The following is a 15,282-nucleotide window of genomic DNA, read 5'->3' on the forward strand; positions in this document are numbered from 1 at the left end:
ACCCGTTGCGGCAGGCGTTAGTCTTGTCAGTGCCGCCGCAAAGGCGGCCTGTCGAGGGGGTGACTGGTTTCGACTTCGTACGCAGCGACAGGGGAAGCGAGCCGAGGAAGCCGACGTCGTCTCGAGAATCGGTCGTCGGAAACTTATAAGCGCCAAGAACAATCGCGCTGACTTCGCTCTCGCCGCCTGAGGCGAGTAGCTAAGTCTGTCGGCCTGGGAACGCCTTCGTCCCAGTAGCCGGCATCAGCTAGAAGGCTGGCCAATCGGACCCGGTCGCGGGGTCCGTGCGGCGAGATCAATCAGCGACTGGGCCCGTCACACCAACTTGCTCGCGTGAGCGGTGGGGCCGAGTAGAGGCACAGCGAGCTGCGCTCGGAGAAGCCCTGACAAACCGGCGAAGGACCCGGGTTCGATTCCCGGCACCTCCACCACCTCGAAAGGATGCGCCCCGGCCCACCGGCCGGGGCGCATCGTCGTATCCGCCGGGCGACCTCGGAAGCCGAGGCGGTTGATCCACTCCACATCGCCGACCTGCGGGTGTCCAGACGTCCGGGACACCGCCACATCGGCGACCTGGAGTGGATCACCGCGCGCTGGGCCGCCGCGCTGGGCTGCCGCGCTGGGCTGCCCGCCGCCCCGCGACACCGACGCCGGGCACTGCGGGCGGGTCGGCGCCGCCTACGCTGCCGCTGTGACGAACCAGCAGCTGCGCCTGTCTGTCGGCGCGTCAGCCGGCCAGCGCACGGTCGCGGTGGTGACGGGGGTCCTCGTCGCGGCGATCGGTGCGGCGTTCGTGCTGGTGCCCCTGCTCGCCGGCGGGCTGGTGCGCCGCCTCACCGGCCCGGGAGACGGGTTCGCTTCCTACGAGGAGGCCCGCGATCTGCCGCCGGGAATGCTGCCGCCCGCGTTGCGGGAGTCCACGAGCGGCTCGGAAGGGCCCGGACCGTTCCTCGGGCTGTGCGGGCTGCCGTTCGTCCTGCTCGGCGTCTACCTGGTGCTGCGGGTGCTGCGTACGGCCGCCTGGCTGGACGGCAGCCGGGTGCGGGTGCGGGGCGCCATCCGCAGTCGTACCGTCGATCTCGCCATCGCCCGCGTCGACTCCCGTTCCCGTGGGGAGGTGGGGGCCGACCCGTCGGCTCGTGCGGGTCGGTCGCCGGGAATCGTCGTCACCGATCGGGCCAGTGGGCATCGGGTCACCATCCCGCTGCGGGGGATGGGTCTGCCCGTCCTGCCGCCGTCCGAGCTGCGCGCGCTCGCCGACGCGTTCGCGGCAGGTCGACCCGGTGCGGAGCCCAGTGACGAGGCCCGCGCCGTCGCCGCCGATCTGCGGCGTCTGGCGGACGCCTGAGCGGCCCGCTGACGGCGGTGTCCGACGTCCCGGTGGGGCCGGTGTTACCAGTGGGACGGATGAGCAGGAAACGCCTCTGGACAGGGCGAACGGGCGGGTTCACCATCACGGTATGGGATAGCAGACCCGCGCGGGAGGTGCCATGGTCACCGGTGGAGTTCAGCAGCCGTCAGTCACCTCCCGGCCGTCCGCCGCCCGCACGCATCCGGCCGGACTCCCCGGTGAGCCGGGACCCGCCGGGCTCGCCGGCGACCTGCACGCCCTGGCCCGTGCCGTCGCGGTCGCCACGACCGAGCCGCGCTGGCGCGAGATCGTGCTGCTCCGCCTGCGTCCGGTCGGGCAGGGCTTCGCCGAGCACGTCCGGGTCACCGAAGGGCCGGCCGGCCTCTATCGGGAGCTGCTCATCCACTCACCCCGCCTCGACCACGGGATCCGGCTGCTGACCCGGGAGCACACCGCGATCGTCGCCGCGATCCTGGCCGTGCAGCGGGTCGCCGAGCGGTCCGAGGCCGGCCCCGACGAACTGCGCCGCCGGGCGGGGCACCTGCTGCGGACGCTGGCCCGGCATCGGCGGCGTGGTGCCAATCTGCTCTGGCAGGCGTACCAGACGGATCTGGGCGGCGAGACCTGAGCCGGGGCGGGAACCCGCCCGGCGGCGGTCCCGTCGAACCTGGCATGCGTCGAGGTGTTCTGCTGCTCGTACTGCCGCTGTTGTCCATGGTGGGCTGCGCCGCGACCGGCGCCGAGCCCGCCGCCGCGCCCACCACAACGGCGCATCGCGCCTTCGACCAGCGGGCCAGCGCGGTCGCCGCGGCGTGGCGGCCCGGTCCCGGCTGGCGTGACGGCTACGTCCCCCTGCAGGGGCCGACGGTGCTCACCGGCGACCCGCGCTTCACGCCGGACACCGAGACGGCCTTCCGGTCCGGCTGGTACCGCGCCCAGGTCGCCATCCCGCCCACCCGCGTCGGTGCCGAGATCCGGTTCCCGGACGGGCGGTTGACCCTGCCGCTGGTCAGCGCGGCCGAGGCGTACCGGCAGCTCGACCGGGGTGACCCGCTGCCCTGCCCGGGGCGGCCGAAGCGGCCCGGGCTGCCGACTCCCGGCGGTCCCACCGTCGAGCCCGGGCCGGACGGCTGGGCGACCAGCACGACGGAGACAGCCTGCCTTCCGCTGACCGTCACCGGGGTGACCCTCGGTGCCGTGCCGGTCCGCACGAGTCGAGGTGAGGCGCAGGTCCCGGCCTGGCTGTTCACGGTGGAGGAGCTGGCCACCCCGGTGGCCCAGCTCGCCGTCGCGCCGACGGCCGTCACGCCCGTCCCCCCGGCGCCCACGCCGACCCAGCCACTGCCGGAGGGTCTGGTGGCTGCCCAGGACATGGTGGCGGTGGACGGCGCACGGTTGACCGTCCGGCTCGGCGTCGGTGCCTGCGACACCGACATCACCCCGGTGGTGTCGGAACGGCCGGACGTGGTCGTGGTCGGCGGCGCGGTCACCCGGTCCACCGGAGTCTGCACCGACGTGCTCAAGCTGGAGCCGGTCACCGTCACCCTGGCCGCCCCGCTGGGGGCGCGGCCGGTGCTGGACGTCTTCACCGGCGCACCGCTGACGATCGCCGCCCGGTGACGGCCGCCGGGCCTCTGCCGCTGACCGCCCGCGCGGGCTCGGTCAGAGGATCGTGGGAACGTCGGTGCTGATCGGTACCGGCAGCACCGTGGGTCCCTCGGCGCGCAGCCCGGTGGCGAGGGCGGCACCGAGCTGGTCGGGGGTCTGCACCACCTCGGTGGCGCAGCCGTAGCCGGCCGCGATGGCGGTGATGTCCAGCCCTGGCAGGTCCAGGCCGGGCACTCCGGGACTGTCCTTGAACTCGGCGAACGCCTTGAGGATCGCGTACTGCTGATTGACCGGGACGAGGACCACCACGGGCAGTGCCAGGCGCGCGGCGGTCCACAGCGCCTGCACCGAGTAGTGGAACGAGCCGTCGCCGATCACCGCCACCACCGGCCGGCGACGCCCGGTGTCCCGCTCGGCCAGCGCCACCCCGACTGCGGCCGGCAGGCCGTAGCCGAGCCCACCGCTGGCCATCGTGAAGTACGACGCCGGCCGGGTGATGCGCAGGTGGCGGCGCAGTGCGGACAGATTCGACGGTGACTCCTGGACCAGCACGCCGTCGGCCGGCCAGTGTGCGGCCAGCGCGGCGAACATCGCGTCGGCGCTCAGCGGCACGGTGACCTCCGGCGGCGCCGGAGCGGCCCGCGGCGTCGGCGGCTGTCGGTTGGCGGCCGGAACCAGGTCGAGCAGCGCGGCGAGAGTCAGCCCGGGGTCGCCGAGCAGGCTGTCCCCGACCGGGGCTCGGGCGGCCTCGTCCGGGTCGTCCGTGACGTGCAGCAGGCGGGCGCCCTCGGGCAGGTGGTTGCCCGGGACGTGCGGGTAGTAGCGGAACACCGGGGCGCCGACGACCAGGACGGTGTCGTGCCCCCGCAGCGCTTCGGCCAGCGGCCCGATGGCGAACGGCAGGACCCCGCGGAACTGCGGGTGATCTTCCGGGAACACGGCCCGTTCCGGTGCGGGGGCCGACCAGACCGGTGCGGCCAGCCGCTCGGCCAGGGCGACGGCCGCCGGCCAACCGCCGGAGCGGTCCACGCCGGGCCCGAACACCAGCACCGGGTCGCGGCTGTCGGCCAACACCCGCGCGAACGTCTCCAACCGCTGCGGATCCGGCCCGAAGCGGGTCGCCACCGTGCGCGACGCGGGAGGCGCCTCGGCCGGCCGGGCCCAGTCGTCCATCGGCAGGGAGAGGAAGACCGGCCCGACGGGCGGCTGCACGGCGGTCGCGTACGCCCGCAGCAGCGCCGCCGGAATGTCCTGCGCGCGGACCGGCTCGTAGCTCCACTTGACGTACGGCTCGGGCAGCTCGACCGCTCGTCGGCTGGTCAGCCGGGGCTCCAGCAGCAGCATCTCCCGGGTCTGCTGGCCGGCGGTGACGATCAGGGGCGTCTTGTTGTGCCAGGCGGTGACCAGGTTGCCCATGCCGTTGCCCATTCCCGGGGCGGTGTGCAGGTTGACGTGCGCGGGCCTGCCGGCCGCCTGGGCGTACCCGTCGGCCATCGCCACCGCAGTGGCCTCCTGCAGCGCGTGGACGTAGTGGAAGTCGGCCGGGAAGTCCCGCAGGAACGGTTCCTCGGTGGAGCCGGGGTTGCCGAAGACGGTGGTCATGCCGAGGGTGCGGAGCACGTCGTACGTCGCGTCCCGGACCGTTGCCATCGTCACCTGCCTCCGTGTCGCGCGCAGGGGCGACCGTGGCCGCCCTCCCGATCAGCCGAATCTATCGGGATGTGACGGACCTTTCGGGCGTTTCCCGGCCGTCGGGGGTCCGGCTCGCCCACCGGGCCGCGTGCGGCGCAGGTCAGGGCAGCGCGAAGGGCAGTTTGATGCTGTCCAGCGCCCGGCCGCACGCGCAGTCCTGCTCGGCGGGCAGCGCGGCCACCGCGTCCAGCAGCACGTCCCGCAGGCGCTCGGTGTTGGCCGCGAAGACCCGGAACACCTCGTCCTGGGTCACCGACTCGCCCGCCTGCACCCCGGCGTCCAGGTCGGTGATCAACGCGATGGAGGAGTAGCAGAGCGCCATCTCCCGGGCGAGCACCGCCTCCGGGTGGCCAGTCATGTTCACGACAGTGCCGCCGATCGACGCGAACCAGCGGGACTCGGCACGGGTGGAGAACCGGGGGCCCTCGACCACCACCACCGTCCCGCCGTCCACAGCCGTGACGTCCCGGCCGGCCGCTGCGGCGAGCAGGGCGTGACGGCCCCGCGGGCAGTACGGGTCGGCGAACGGCACGTGCACCGCGCCCTCGTCGTAGTAGGTCTGCACCCGCCCGCTGGTGCGGTCGATGAGCTGGTCCGGCACCACGAACGTGCCCGGCCCCAGCTCCGGACGCAGCCCACCGACCGCGCACGGCGCCAACACCTGGCGTACGCCGAGGGACCGCAGCGCCCACATGTTGGCCCGGTACGGGATCCGGTGCGGCGGGTACCGGTGGTCGGAACCGTGCCGGGGCAGGAACGCGACCCGCCGCCCGGCCACCTCCGCGATGGTCACCGCGTCCGAGGGTGGACCGTAAGGGGTGCCCAGCTCATGCGGGGTGCCGTCGAGGAGGGCGTACAGGCCGGAGCCGCCGATCACCGCGAGGTCCGCCGTCGGTGCCATGGAACCTCCGTCGCAACTGTCCGATCACCCGCCGGTCAGACCTTAGCCAGCACCGGGGACGCAGGCTATGGTGCCAGGCATGGCGTTGACAGCGCGGCTGATCCCGATGCACCGTGCGGGTCCGGCGAATGACGGATCCCCGGTGCGGGCTCACGGTTGACGGGTAGGTGAGATGCAGGGAGAGGGCCAGGCGATCGGCGGACGAGCGATGGAGTCGATGACCGGGCGGCTGCTGGTCGCGACTCCGGCGCTCAAGGACCCGAACTTCGACCGTACGGTGGTGCTGCTGGTCGCCCACGAGCCGGGTGGCGCGCTCGGCGTGGTCCTGAACCGGGCGACCGAGGTGCCGGTCGCCGAGGTGCTGGGTGACTGGAGTGACCTGGCCCGCCACCCGGCGGTGCTCTTCGAGGGCGGCCCGGTGCAGCCCGACTCGGCGATCTGCCTGGCCCGGATGCGGCAACCGCTGCGCCGGCTCAAGGGCTTCCACCAGGTCTCCGGCGCGGTCGGCACGATCGATCTCTCGGTCGACCCGGAGAAGCTGCGGGAGAGCATCGGCGGGATCCGGGTCTTCGCCGGCTACTCCGGCTGGGGCAGCGGGCAGTTGGAGCAGGAGATCGCCGACGGGTCCTGGTTCCTGCTGGACGCTCTGCCCGGCGACGCCTTCGTCGACCGCCCGGACGACCTGTGGCCGATGGTGCTGCGCCGGCAGGGCGGCATGATGGCCGCCGTCGCCCACTTCCCCCCGGACGTGGCCCTCAACTGACCCGGCTGGGCGGGGACCCCCGCGAGATGACCATGCCGGCCAGTCTGTGTATAGTTTCCCAGTGCCCGGGCGACCGGGACGACAGCAAGGGGCCGTGGCGCAGCTGGTAGCGCACCACACTGGCAGTGTGGGGGTCAGGGGTTCGAGTCCCCTCGGCTCCACCCTTGCGAAACGCCCTGGCGGGGATCATTCCCTGCCAGGGCGTTCGGCTTTACCCGGGCGTTCCACGTGACCAGGCCGTCCCCGTCGTCGTCCAGGGTGACCTTCGGCCAGTCGCCGACACCGAGCCTTGTCACCGTGCCGAGGGTGCCGGCGCTGGAGAGCGAGCGACCGAACACCCAACCGCGCCGGCCACGAACCTGCGCGTACGCCGTCGGGTCGCTGACCTGTCTTCTCCGCGCACCGTCGCCCCCTGACGCCGCCTGACCGGCGCGCGGTGGAGCTGGTCGATGGCATCATGCTCTGGACTGAGCATGTTCATCGATCGGTGTTGCGGGGCCTGCGGACCATCGCGACCACCGGGCCCCGTCGACGGGCCTCGTGCAAATCTTTTTCCGGCTGCGGTAAATGAATCACGGTGCTCATGCGTGTGCCAGGTGTGGAGCAAGAACGGAAGGACTTCGCGGACTTCTACCAGCGCTGCCGGGACAACTGCCTGCGTGCCGTACTGGCCAGTACGGGTGATCGAGCGCTGGCGGAGGATCTGGTCGCCGAGGCGTTCGCGCGGGCCTGGGCATCCTGGCGGAAGGTGAGTCGGCATCCGGCACCGACGGCGTGGGTGGTGCGTACCGCCCTCAACGTCCGGGTGTCCTGGTGGCGGCGGCGTCGGCGCGAGGTCGCCTTCGACGGCCACGACCTGCCCCGGCCGGATGACGACGTTCACGACGTCGACCAGGCGATGCTGAGCGCCATTCGTCGGCTGCCGAAACGGCAACGCGAAGTGATCGTGTTGCGGGTCTGGCTTGACCTGGACGCCAACACCGTGGCCGACGAACTGGGCATCTCACCGCGGACCGTAGCCGTCCACCTGTCTCGCGCCACAGCGACCCTGCGGGCGCAATTCGTGCCCGTGACCAGTTAGGACTCGAAATGAACGAGGATGAGGTGCTCAACGCGATGAGAAAAACTCTTTCCGGCGTGCGGATGGACCGTCCGGTCGAGGCGATCGAGAAGCGCGGCCGGGCCCGCCGGCGTAACCGTGGCGTGCTCGGTGTGGCCGCCGGTGGGGGACTCGCCGCCCTGGCCGCCATCGCGCTGGCCCTGCCGATCGGCTTCGGCCCTTCCGGCTCGTCACCGGCCGGCGGCACCGCGGCGCCGGCGGCCTCGGCGGGTGACGCCACGGCGCCGGCCATGGAACCGGCGGCGTTCTCGGTGGTCAGGCAGGCGGACGGCTCGGTGCAGCTGCGCCTGAGGTCCAAGCAGGTGATCGATCCCGATGCGCTGGAGAAGGCGCTGGCCGACGCCGGCGTTCCGGCCGTCGTCAAGCCGGATCTCCTGTGTACGCCAAAGGGCAGGGAACTGCCCCAGATCAAGGACGTCCTGACGTTCGAGCGGATCCCCGGGGTCGACGAGGACGGCGTGTCCGGTGACTCGGAGTGGGTGATCGCGCCGTCGAAGATGCCGAAGGGCAGCGTCCTGTACTTCAGTGTCTTCCCGGTGCACAAGGGCGAGGGCTACGCGAAGGTGGCCTGGGCCCTGGTGCCCAAGGACGCCCCGATGAACTGCCGGTCCGTCGCGAGCTGAGCCCGAGAGCCGGTCCGTTACGGACTCGATCCGTAGCGGACCGGCGTTTTCGCGTTTCACCATCTCCTTGAGTCCTGAGAGGAAAGCCCATGTGTGACCTGTCGGTGAAGAACTCGTGATTCGTAGACGCAACGTCGCAGCCGCTCTGCTGGCCGGGACCATCGCGGCGGTACTCGGTGCCACCACGCCCGCCGGCGCCGAGGCGGCACCGGCCCCCGCGCAGAAGGGGAGTCGCGCGTCGGAGTCGGTCAGCATCACGCTGATCACGGGTGACCGGGTCGTCGTCTCCGCGCAGGGCGGCACCGCCATCGAGCGCGCGCCCGGTCGTGCCGGAGTCCGCTTCGTGAACCAGACCAGCGAGGGTCACCGCCTCGTGATCCCGGTCGACGCGCTGCCGTTGCTGCGCCAGGGTCGGCTGGACAAGCGGTTGTTCGACCTCACGGCACTTACCGAGTTCGGCTACACCGGCGACCGGGACCTGCCGCTGCTTCTCTCGTACGAGAAGAGCGCGAACGCGCGGGCAGCAGTCGAGGCGAGCGCCCGAGTGAGTCGTGACATTTCTGGGCTGGGGATGCTGGCGGTGCGTGCGTCGCGCGCCAAGAAGGCCGACCTGTGGAATTCGTTGACCCGGGGTGCCGCCACTGACCGGTCCCTGAGCCCGGGCGTCGACAAGGTCTGGTTGGACGGTAAGCGCACGCTCGCCCTCGACACCGCCGTGGCGCAGGTCGGCGTGCCGGCGGCCTGGCAGCAGGGCCTGGACGGCACCGGCGTGACGGTGGCGGTGCTCGACAGCGGAATCGACGCCGGACACCCGGACTTCGCCGGCAGGATCGTGGCGAACGAGAACTTCCTCGAGGGTTCCGCGGCGGACGACATCGACGGCCACGGCACGCACGTCGCTTCGATCATCGCCGGCAGCGGCGCCGCCTCAGGCGGCAAGTACCGTGGTGTGGCGCCGGGCGCGAAGCTCGCCGTGGGCAAGGTGTGCGAGGGCAACTACTGCGACGAGTCAGCGATCCTGGCCGGGATGCAGTGGGCCGCCCAGAAGGCCCCGGTGGTCAACATGAGCCTGAGCGGCCCCGACTCCCCCGAGGTCGACCCGCTGGAGCAGGCGGTTGAGGACCTCACCGCGGCATACGGCACGCTGTTCGTCCTCTCGGCCGGCAATCAAGGCCTGCTCGGCAGTCGGACGATCGGATCGCCGGCCGCCGCTGACTCCGGACTGGCGGTCGGCGCGGTCGACGACCAGGATCACCTGGCCGGCTTCTCGAGCCGTGGTCCGCGCCTCGGTGACGGGGCGATCAAGCCGGACATCACCGCACCCGGTGTGGGCATCGTGGCGGCGCGGGCCGCCGCCGGACATGCGGGTGCCCCGGTCTCCGACCGGTACACGAGCCTGTCGGGCACGTCGATGGCGACACCGATGGTGGCCGGCGCGGCCGCCATCGTCACCCAGCAGCACCCCGGCTGGTCATCGCGTCAGCGCAAGACGCTGCTGATGGGCGCCGCGCAACCGGGCGAGGGGATCGACGTGTTCGCCCAGGGCGCCGGGCGGCTCGACGTTGCCCGGGCGGTGCGTCAGACGATCTCGGTGGACGAGGGCAGTGTCAGCTTCGGCGAGCAGGAGTGGCCGCACACCGACGACACGCCGGTCACGAAGACCCTCACCTACCGCAACGGCGGAACCACGCCGGTCACCCTGACCGTGGCCGTCGACGGCGACGCGGACACCTTCACGGTCGCCGCGACCAGCCTGACCGTGCCGGCCGGCGGGACCGCGACGACGACCGTCACGTCCGACACCCGCGGCGAGGGTCCGGACGGGATCCGGAGCGCCCGGGTCGTGGCCACCGCCCCCGGCGACGTCCGGGTCGAGACCCCGACGGCGGTCGAGCGCGAGGTGGAGAGCTACGACGTCACGTTCCGCCACTTCGGCCGGGACGGGCTGCTGAACCTCAACTACTGGGACCTCCTCATCGGGCTGGACACCCCTCAGTCGTACCAGCTCTTTGACGGCGAGGAGGCGCAGACGGTGCGGCTGCCCAAGGGCAGGTACGGCCTGATCGGCAATGTCTACGGCGAGACGGACACCACCATGCTGGTGCAGACCAGCTTCGTGGCCGACGCCACGAGGACCGTGACGCTGGACGCCCGCCAGGCCGGTCCGGTCACCATTAGAGTTCCTCGCGCGGACGCCCGGCAGGCCACGGCCAAGGTCGACGCGTACTGGACGGGCCGGAATGCCGGCTTCACGACGGAATCCGTGGTGCCCGGCGACCTGCACGTCGGCCAGATCGGCCCCGCGACCGCGGTGACCGGGTTCCAGAGTTCGATTTCCAGCGTCTTCGCCCGGTGGAAGAACGACGCCGAAGGGTTCCTCGACAGCCCTTACACGTACGAAACCTCGTACACCCGCCAGGGGGTCTTTTACACCGGTTTCGACAAGCAGGTCACCGCGGCCGAACTGGCCACGGTGAAGGCTCACTATGCCCGCGAGGCCGACGGCGCCACCGGCGCGAAGTACAACTGGCCGGTCGTCGGCACGGTCAGTGGCGGCACCGTCGGCCTGCCGTTCTCGCTGCCGTTCGAGCGCACCGAATATCTCGGCACGCAGGGCGGCGTGCAGTGGAGCACCACCTTCGAGCAGCAGGTGCAGACCGACCCGGAGTACGGGCCGGAGCGGGTCACGCAGACGGCCGGACCGGCGCAGGCGTTCACGGCCGGTCGGGTCTACCAGCAGGACTGGAACAGGGCCGTCTTCGCGCCCCTGGATCCCGGTGTCGCCGACGGCGACCTTGACACCGTCTTCCGCAAGGGCGACACGATCGAGGCCAGCATCCCGTTGTTCGGCGAGGGCGCCGGACACTGGGGCCAGCGATACCTGACGGACAGCGCCCGGACCGCCCTGTACGCCGGTGGTGCCTTGATCGGCGAAACCACATCCCTCGACGGCGAGTTCGCGGTGCCGGCGGAGCGACGCGACTACCGGCTGGAGATGTCGGCCACCAGCCCCGCGCCGCACCGGCTGAGCACCGCGGTCAGCGGGCTGTGGACGTTCTCCTCGGCGAACGGCGACACGCGGCTGCCGCTGTCCACGGTACGGTTCAGCCCGTCCTTGGACAGCAACAACGCCGCGCCGGCCGGCACCTTCACCGTGCCGGTCACCGTGACGCCGCTGGCCGGCTCGGCGGCCACCGCCAACCGCACGCTCACCGCGCAGTTCTCGGTCGACGACGGGAAGACCTGGCGGTCCGCCTCGGTCAGCGCCGACCGACGGACGCTGCGGGTCACCAACCCGGCAGCCGGCTACCTCTCCCTGCGCGTGAACGCCACCGACCGCACGGGAAACACCGCCACGGTGACCGTGATCCGCGCGTACGCCGTCAAGTAAGCAGCGCCGGGGCGGATGCGGGCATCGTGCCGCATCCGCCCCGGCGGATATATCCGATAAGTCTGTTATCAGCCCTGACGGCTCTTCCACTGCGGGTTCGCGCGGTTCACCACGACCACCCGGCCGCGACGACGGACCACCACCGAACCCGGCTTCTGCTTCAGCGCACGCAACGAGCTACGTACCTTCATGTCTGCCTCCTCGGCCTGGGGGTCTGGCCTGAAATCCGTACCGCCTATCGAAACGCCGAGGCCCACCGGGCGATTCCCGGGCCCCGGGCGGTCGAACCTTTGGCGTCCCGCGTCCGTACCACTGCGCGGGAGGTCAAGCCATGAGCGTGCGTCGAGTGCTCGCCGCTGTGCTGGTCGCGGTGGCGGCCGCACCGCTGGGCGCGGCGCCCGCCTGGGCGCACGGCGCCCCTACCGACCCGATCAGCCGGGCGGCGGCCTGTGGGCCCGAGGGCCGGCACGCCGCCAGTGCGGCCTGTCGGGCGGCGGTGGCGGCGGGCGCGGCGGTACGGGAATGGGACAACGTACGCGTCGCGGCCATCAACGGTCGGGACCGGGAACGGATCCCGGACGGCGAGCTGTGCAGCGGTGGGTTGTCCGCGTACCGGGGGCTGGACCTGCCCCGCACCGACTGGCCGAGCACCGAGTTGACCACGGGCGCGACGTTCACCTTCCGATACCGGACGACGATCGAGCACCGGGGCACCTTCCGGCTCTACGTCACCAAGCCCGACTACGACCCCCGCAAGCCGCTGACCTGGTCGGATTTGGAGTCGCGTCCGTTTCTGACCCGGACCGACCCGCCGGTGCGGGGCGGGGCGTACCAGCTGGCGGGCCGGCTGCCGGCGGACCGCAGCGGCCGGCACCTGATCTACACGATCTGGCAGAACTCGAACACCCCGGACACCTACTACTCCTGCTCGGATGTCGTGTTCCGCACGGCGCGAAGCGACGCGACGAAGAGTGCGACGAAGGCGGCGTCGGCTGCTCCGCGTACCGCCGCCAGCCAGCCGGCCGCCACCGACCCGGCGGCGGTGGCGGCGGCGGCCGACCCGGGCGTGCCGGTGGCGTCGGTGACCGACCTCGGCGGGCGGTGGCCGGTGCTGGCCGGTGCCGCCGTCGTGCTGGTCCTGGCGCTGGTCGGCGTGGGCCGGCGACGACGCGGCGCGGCGGCACCGGTGGGACGGCAGTGCGAGGTCCGCAACCACCGGGCCGGGCGGCGCCGGATCTGGTGATCCGGCCCGCCGCTCGACCCGACGGCGCTCAGCTCAACAGCCGGTCGATCTCGGCCAGCTCCTCGGCGGTGAAGTCGAGGTTGTTCACGGCGGCGATGTTGGTCTCCAACTGCTCGACGCTGCTCGCACCGATGATGAGGCTGGTCATCCGTGGGTCGCGCAGCGCCCAGGCCAGCGCGAGCTGCGCGAGGGACTGGCCGCGCCGCTCGGCGACCGTGCCGAGCCCTCGGATGGTGGCCATCTTCTCGTCGCTGAGGTCGCTCTCGTTGAGGAAGACGCTGGTGCGCACCCGCGAGTCGGCCGGGATGCCGCCCAGGTAGCGGTCGGTCAGCAGACCCTGAGCGAGGGGGCTGTACGCGATGCAGCCGGCCCCGACCTGCTCCAGGGTGTCGAGCAGGCGGTCGGCCTCGGTCCAGCGGTTGAGCATCGAGTACGACGGCTGGTTGATCAGCAGCGGCGTGCCCAGCTCGCGCAGGATCGCGGCGGCCCGCGCGGTCTGCTCCGAGTTGTAGTTCGAGACGCCCACGTAGAGCGCCTTGCCGGAGCGGACGATCGCGTCCAACGCACCCATCGTCTCTTCGAGGGGGGTGTCCGGGTCGAAGCGGTGCGAGTAGAAGATGTCGACGTAGTCCAGGCCCATCCGGCCCAGCGACTGATCCAGCGACGAGATCAGGTTCTTGCGCGAGCCCCACTCGCCGTACGGGCCGGGCCACATCAGGTAGCCGGCCTTGCTGGAGATGACCAGCTCGTCCCGGTACGGCTTGAGGTCCGTGGCGAGCAGCCGGCCGAAGTTCTCCTCGGCCGAACCGGGCGGCGGGCCGTAGTTGTTGGCCAGGTCGAAGTGGGTGACGCCCAGGTCGAAGGCGCGTCGCACGATGTCGCGCTGGCGGTCGAACGGGCGGTCCGGGCCGAAGTTGTGCCAGAGCCCGAGAGAGACGACGGGCAGCCGCAGGCCACTGCGTCCGCTGCGCCGGTAGGTCATGGTGTCGTAGCGGTCATCCGCGGCGAGGTAGGTCACGATCATGAGCGTAGCTCCGGCCGGTGGTGCCGGGGATCGGGCGTGAAAACCGGGACAACCGGGTAGTTTCGAGGCCATGCGGTTCATCGCCCTCGACACCCCGAAACCGCTCTCCAAGATCGGCCTCGGCACCTGGCAGTTCGGCTCCCGCGAGTGGGGCTACGGCCCCGACTTCGAGCAGCGGGCCGCGCAGATCGTCCGGCGGGCCGTCGAGCTGGGCGTGACCGTCTTCGACACCGCGGAGATCTACGGGTTCGGGCGCAGTGAGCGGATCCTCGGCGCGGCGCTCGGCGACGACCGGCCCACAGTCGTGGTCGCCAGCAAGATCTTCCCCGTGCTGCCGGTGGCCGCGGTGGTGCAGCAGCGGGCGGTCGCCTCGGCGGCCCGCCTCGGCGTCACCAGCATCGACCTCTACCAGGTGCACCAGCCCAACCCGCTGGTCGCCGACCACACCACCATGCGCGGCATGCGGGCCCTGCAGGACGTCGGGCTGGTCGGTGAGGTGGGGGTGAGCAACTACGGGCTGCGCCGCTGGCAGGTCGCCGAGGCCGCACTCGGCCGGCGGGTGCTCAGCAACCAGGTCCGCTACAGCATGCTGGACCGCGCGCCCGAGCAGGACCTGCTGCCGTACGCGCGGCAGACCGGCCGGGTCGTCATCGCGTACAGCCCGCTGGCGCAGGGCTTCCTGTCCGGCCGGTACGACGCGAAGAACCCGCCGACCGGCGCGGTCCGCCGCGCCAACCCGTACTTCCTGCCGGAGAACCTGGAGCGGGGCGCCGTCCTGATCGACACGCTGCGCCAGGTCGCCGAGGCACACGACGCCACCCCCAGCCAGATCGCGCTGGCGTACCTCCTGCGTCACCCGAACGTGCTTGCCATTCCCGGCGCGTCAGGCGTGGAGCAGATGGAACGCAACGCCGCGGCGGCCGACCTCGACCTCACCGACGACGAGTACGCGGCCCTGGCCGAGGCCGCCAAGCGGTTCCGCCCGGTCACCGGGCTCGCCGCGCTGCCCCGGATGCTGCGTAACCGGATCGCCGGCCCGACGGAGAAATGAGCACAGTGGACGACATCACCGCACTGATCCTGGACGACCACGCCTCCTTCCGGCGCGGCTTCGCCCGCCTCGACGACGCCCGCGACGAGCAGGAGCTGCTGGCCATCTGGGAGGCACTCGCCCTGCACCTGGACATCCACGCCGAGGCGGAGGAGGCGATCCTCTACCCGCACCTGGTCAAGCACGGTGACGACGGCGAGGACGAGACCGCCGACGCGATCGGCGACCACAACAAGATCCGGGACGCCATCGCCGAGTCCAAGCTGCACCCGGTCGGCTCGAAGCCCTGGTGGGAGGCCGTCGGCACGGCCCGCCGGGAGAACAGCGAACACCTCGCCGAGGAGGAGGACGAGGCGCTGCCCGACTTCCGCCGGCACGCCAGCTTCGAACTGCGCGCCGAGCTGGGCCAGCGTTGGCTGATGTTCTACGGCGAGCACAAGAACGGCCGCGACCTGCGGTTCCGCGACAAGGACCCCCAGGGGTACGTCGCCGACCACCGCTGAGATCTCCCCGGT

General features: G+C 71.9%; 14 protein-coding genes, 1 tRNA gene and 1 other RNA gene. 12 read left to right on the forward strand and 4 right to left on the reverse strand.

Going from position 1 to position 15,282, the window contains the following annotated elements; genetic code table 11:
• Nucleotides 1-55 precede the first annotated feature (55 nt).
• The 4 genes from ssrA (at nucleotide 56) to ABZU53_RS01095 (ending at nucleotide 2,971) form a co-directional block, all read left to right on the forward strand.
• Nucleotides 56-431, forward strand: a transfer-messenger RNA (tmRNA) gene (gene ssrA / locus ABZU53_RS01080).
• A 260-nt stretch (nucleotides 432-691) separates the two neighbouring features.
• A complete protein-coding gene (locus ABZU53_RS01085) occupies nucleotides 692-1,348 on the forward strand; it encodes a hypothetical protein (protein ID WP_355063083.1) in 657 nt (218 codons plus the stop codon).
• A 142-nt stretch (nucleotides 1,349-1,490) separates the two neighbouring features.
• The gene (locus ABZU53_RS01090; protein ID WP_355063085.1) at nucleotides 1,491-1,979 is read left to right on the forward strand and encodes a hypothetical protein; all 489 of its coding nucleotides are present in this window, start codon (nucleotides 1,491-1,493) and stop codon (nucleotides 1,977-1,979) included.
• A 44-nt stretch (nucleotides 1,980-2,023) separates the two neighbouring features.
• Entirely contained in the window at nucleotides 2,024-2,971 is a 948-nt protein-coding gene (locus ABZU53_RS01095) for a hypothetical protein (protein WP_355063086.1), read from the forward strand.
• Nucleotides 2,972-3,013: 42 nt separating this feature from the next.
• Here ABZU53_RS01095 and mdlC read toward each other — a convergent pair whose 3' ends face one another.
• Nucleotides 3,014-4,609 carry a benzoylformate decarboxylase gene (mdlC, locus tag ABZU53_RS01100; protein ID WP_355063088.1) on the reverse strand — a complete coding sequence of 532 codons (1,596 nt, stop codon included), beginning with the start codon at nucleotides 4,607-4,609 and terminating at the stop codon, nucleotides 3,014-3,016.
• A gap of 142 nt (nucleotides 4,610-4,751) precedes the next feature.
• A complete protein-coding gene (locus ABZU53_RS01105) occupies nucleotides 4,752-5,552 on the reverse strand; it encodes an S-methyl-5'-thioadenosine phosphorylase (protein WP_355063090.1) in 801 nt (266 codons plus the stop codon).
• Nucleotides 5,553-5,724: 172 nt separating this feature from the next.
• On the opposite strand from ABZU53_RS01105, the gene ABZU53_RS01110 reads away from it, so the two are divergent.
• The 5 genes from ABZU53_RS01110 (at nucleotide 5,725) to ABZU53_RS01130 (ending at nucleotide 11,449) form a co-directional block, all read left to right on the forward strand.
• Nucleotides 5,725-6,315 carry a YqgE/AlgH family protein gene (locus ABZU53_RS01110; RefSeq protein WP_234583082.1) on the forward strand — a complete coding sequence of 197 codons (591 nt, stop codon included), beginning with the start codon at nucleotides 5,725-5,727 and terminating at the stop codon, nucleotides 6,313-6,315.
• Nucleotides 6,316-6,403: 88 nt separating this feature from the next.
• Nucleotides 6,404-6,476, forward strand: a tRNA-Ala gene (locus ABZU53_RS01115).
• A 437-nt stretch (nucleotides 6,477-6,913) separates the two neighbouring features.
• On the forward strand, nucleotides 6,914-7,396 hold the full coding sequence (locus ABZU53_RS01120; RefSeq protein ID WP_354860799.1) for a sigma-70 family RNA polymerase sigma factor: 483 nt from the start codon (nucleotides 6,914-6,916) through the stop codon (nucleotides 7,394-7,396).
• Between the two features lie 8 nt (nucleotides 7,397-7,404).
• A complete protein-coding gene (locus ABZU53_RS01125; RefSeq protein ID WP_355063092.1) occupies nucleotides 7,405-8,058 on the forward strand; it encodes a hypothetical protein in 654 nt (217 codons plus the stop codon).
• A 115-nt stretch (nucleotides 8,059-8,173) separates the two neighbouring features.
• On the forward strand, nucleotides 8,174-11,449 hold the full coding sequence (locus tag ABZU53_RS01130; RefSeq protein WP_355063094.1) for a S8 family serine peptidase: 3,276 nt from the start codon (nucleotides 8,174-8,176) through the stop codon (nucleotides 11,447-11,449).
• A 68-nt stretch (nucleotides 11,450-11,517) separates the two neighbouring features.
• On the opposite strand, the gene ABZU53_RS01135 is transcribed toward ABZU53_RS01130, so the two are convergent.
• Nucleotides 11,518-11,640 (reverse strand): 50S ribosomal protein L36, encoded by a 123-nt coding sequence (locus tag ABZU53_RS01135; RefSeq protein ID WP_030490864.1) that lies wholly within the window; start codon nucleotides 11,638-11,640, stop codon nucleotides 11,518-11,520.
• Nucleotides 11,641-11,780: 140 nt separating this feature from the next.
• Here ABZU53_RS01135 and ABZU53_RS01140 point away from each other — a divergent pair, with 140 nt between their 5' ends.
• Complete coding sequence (locus tag ABZU53_RS01140; protein WP_355063096.1) at nucleotides 11,781-12,692, forward strand: lytic polysaccharide monooxygenase; 912 nt, start codon at nucleotides 11,781-11,783, stop codon at nucleotides 12,690-12,692.
• 28 nt (nucleotides 12,693-12,720) lie between these two features.
• Here the strand turns inward: ABZU53_RS01140 and mgrA are convergent, their stop codons facing one another.
• Nucleotides 12,721-13,716 (reverse strand): L-glyceraldehyde 3-phosphate reductase, encoded by a 996-nt coding sequence (gene mgrA, locus ABZU53_RS01145; RefSeq protein WP_354860792.1) that lies wholly within the window; start codon nucleotides 13,714-13,716, stop codon nucleotides 12,721-12,723.
• 70 nt (nucleotides 13,717-13,786) lie between these two features.
• On the opposite strand from mgrA, the gene ABZU53_RS01150 reads away from it, so the two are divergent.
• Together ABZU53_RS01150 and ABZU53_RS01155 are read left to right on the forward strand one after the other, a co-directional pair.
• Nucleotides 13,787-14,767, forward strand: a complete 981-nt coding sequence (locus tag ABZU53_RS01150) for an aldo/keto reductase (protein ID WP_355063098.1) — start codon at nucleotides 13,787-13,789, stop codon at nucleotides 14,765-14,767.
• Entirely contained in the window at nucleotides 14,764-15,270 is a 507-nt protein-coding gene (locus ABZU53_RS01155; RefSeq protein ID WP_354860788.1) for a hemerythrin domain-containing protein, read from the forward strand. The genes ABZU53_RS01150 and ABZU53_RS01155 overlap by 4 nt, the downstream gene beginning before the upstream one ends.
• Nucleotides 15,271-15,282: the final 12 nt, after the last annotated feature.

The organism is Micromonospora sp. NPDC005194, from assembly GCF_040608335.1.
GTDB lineage: Bacteria > Actinomycetota > Actinomycetes > Mycobacteriales > Micromonosporaceae > Micromonospora.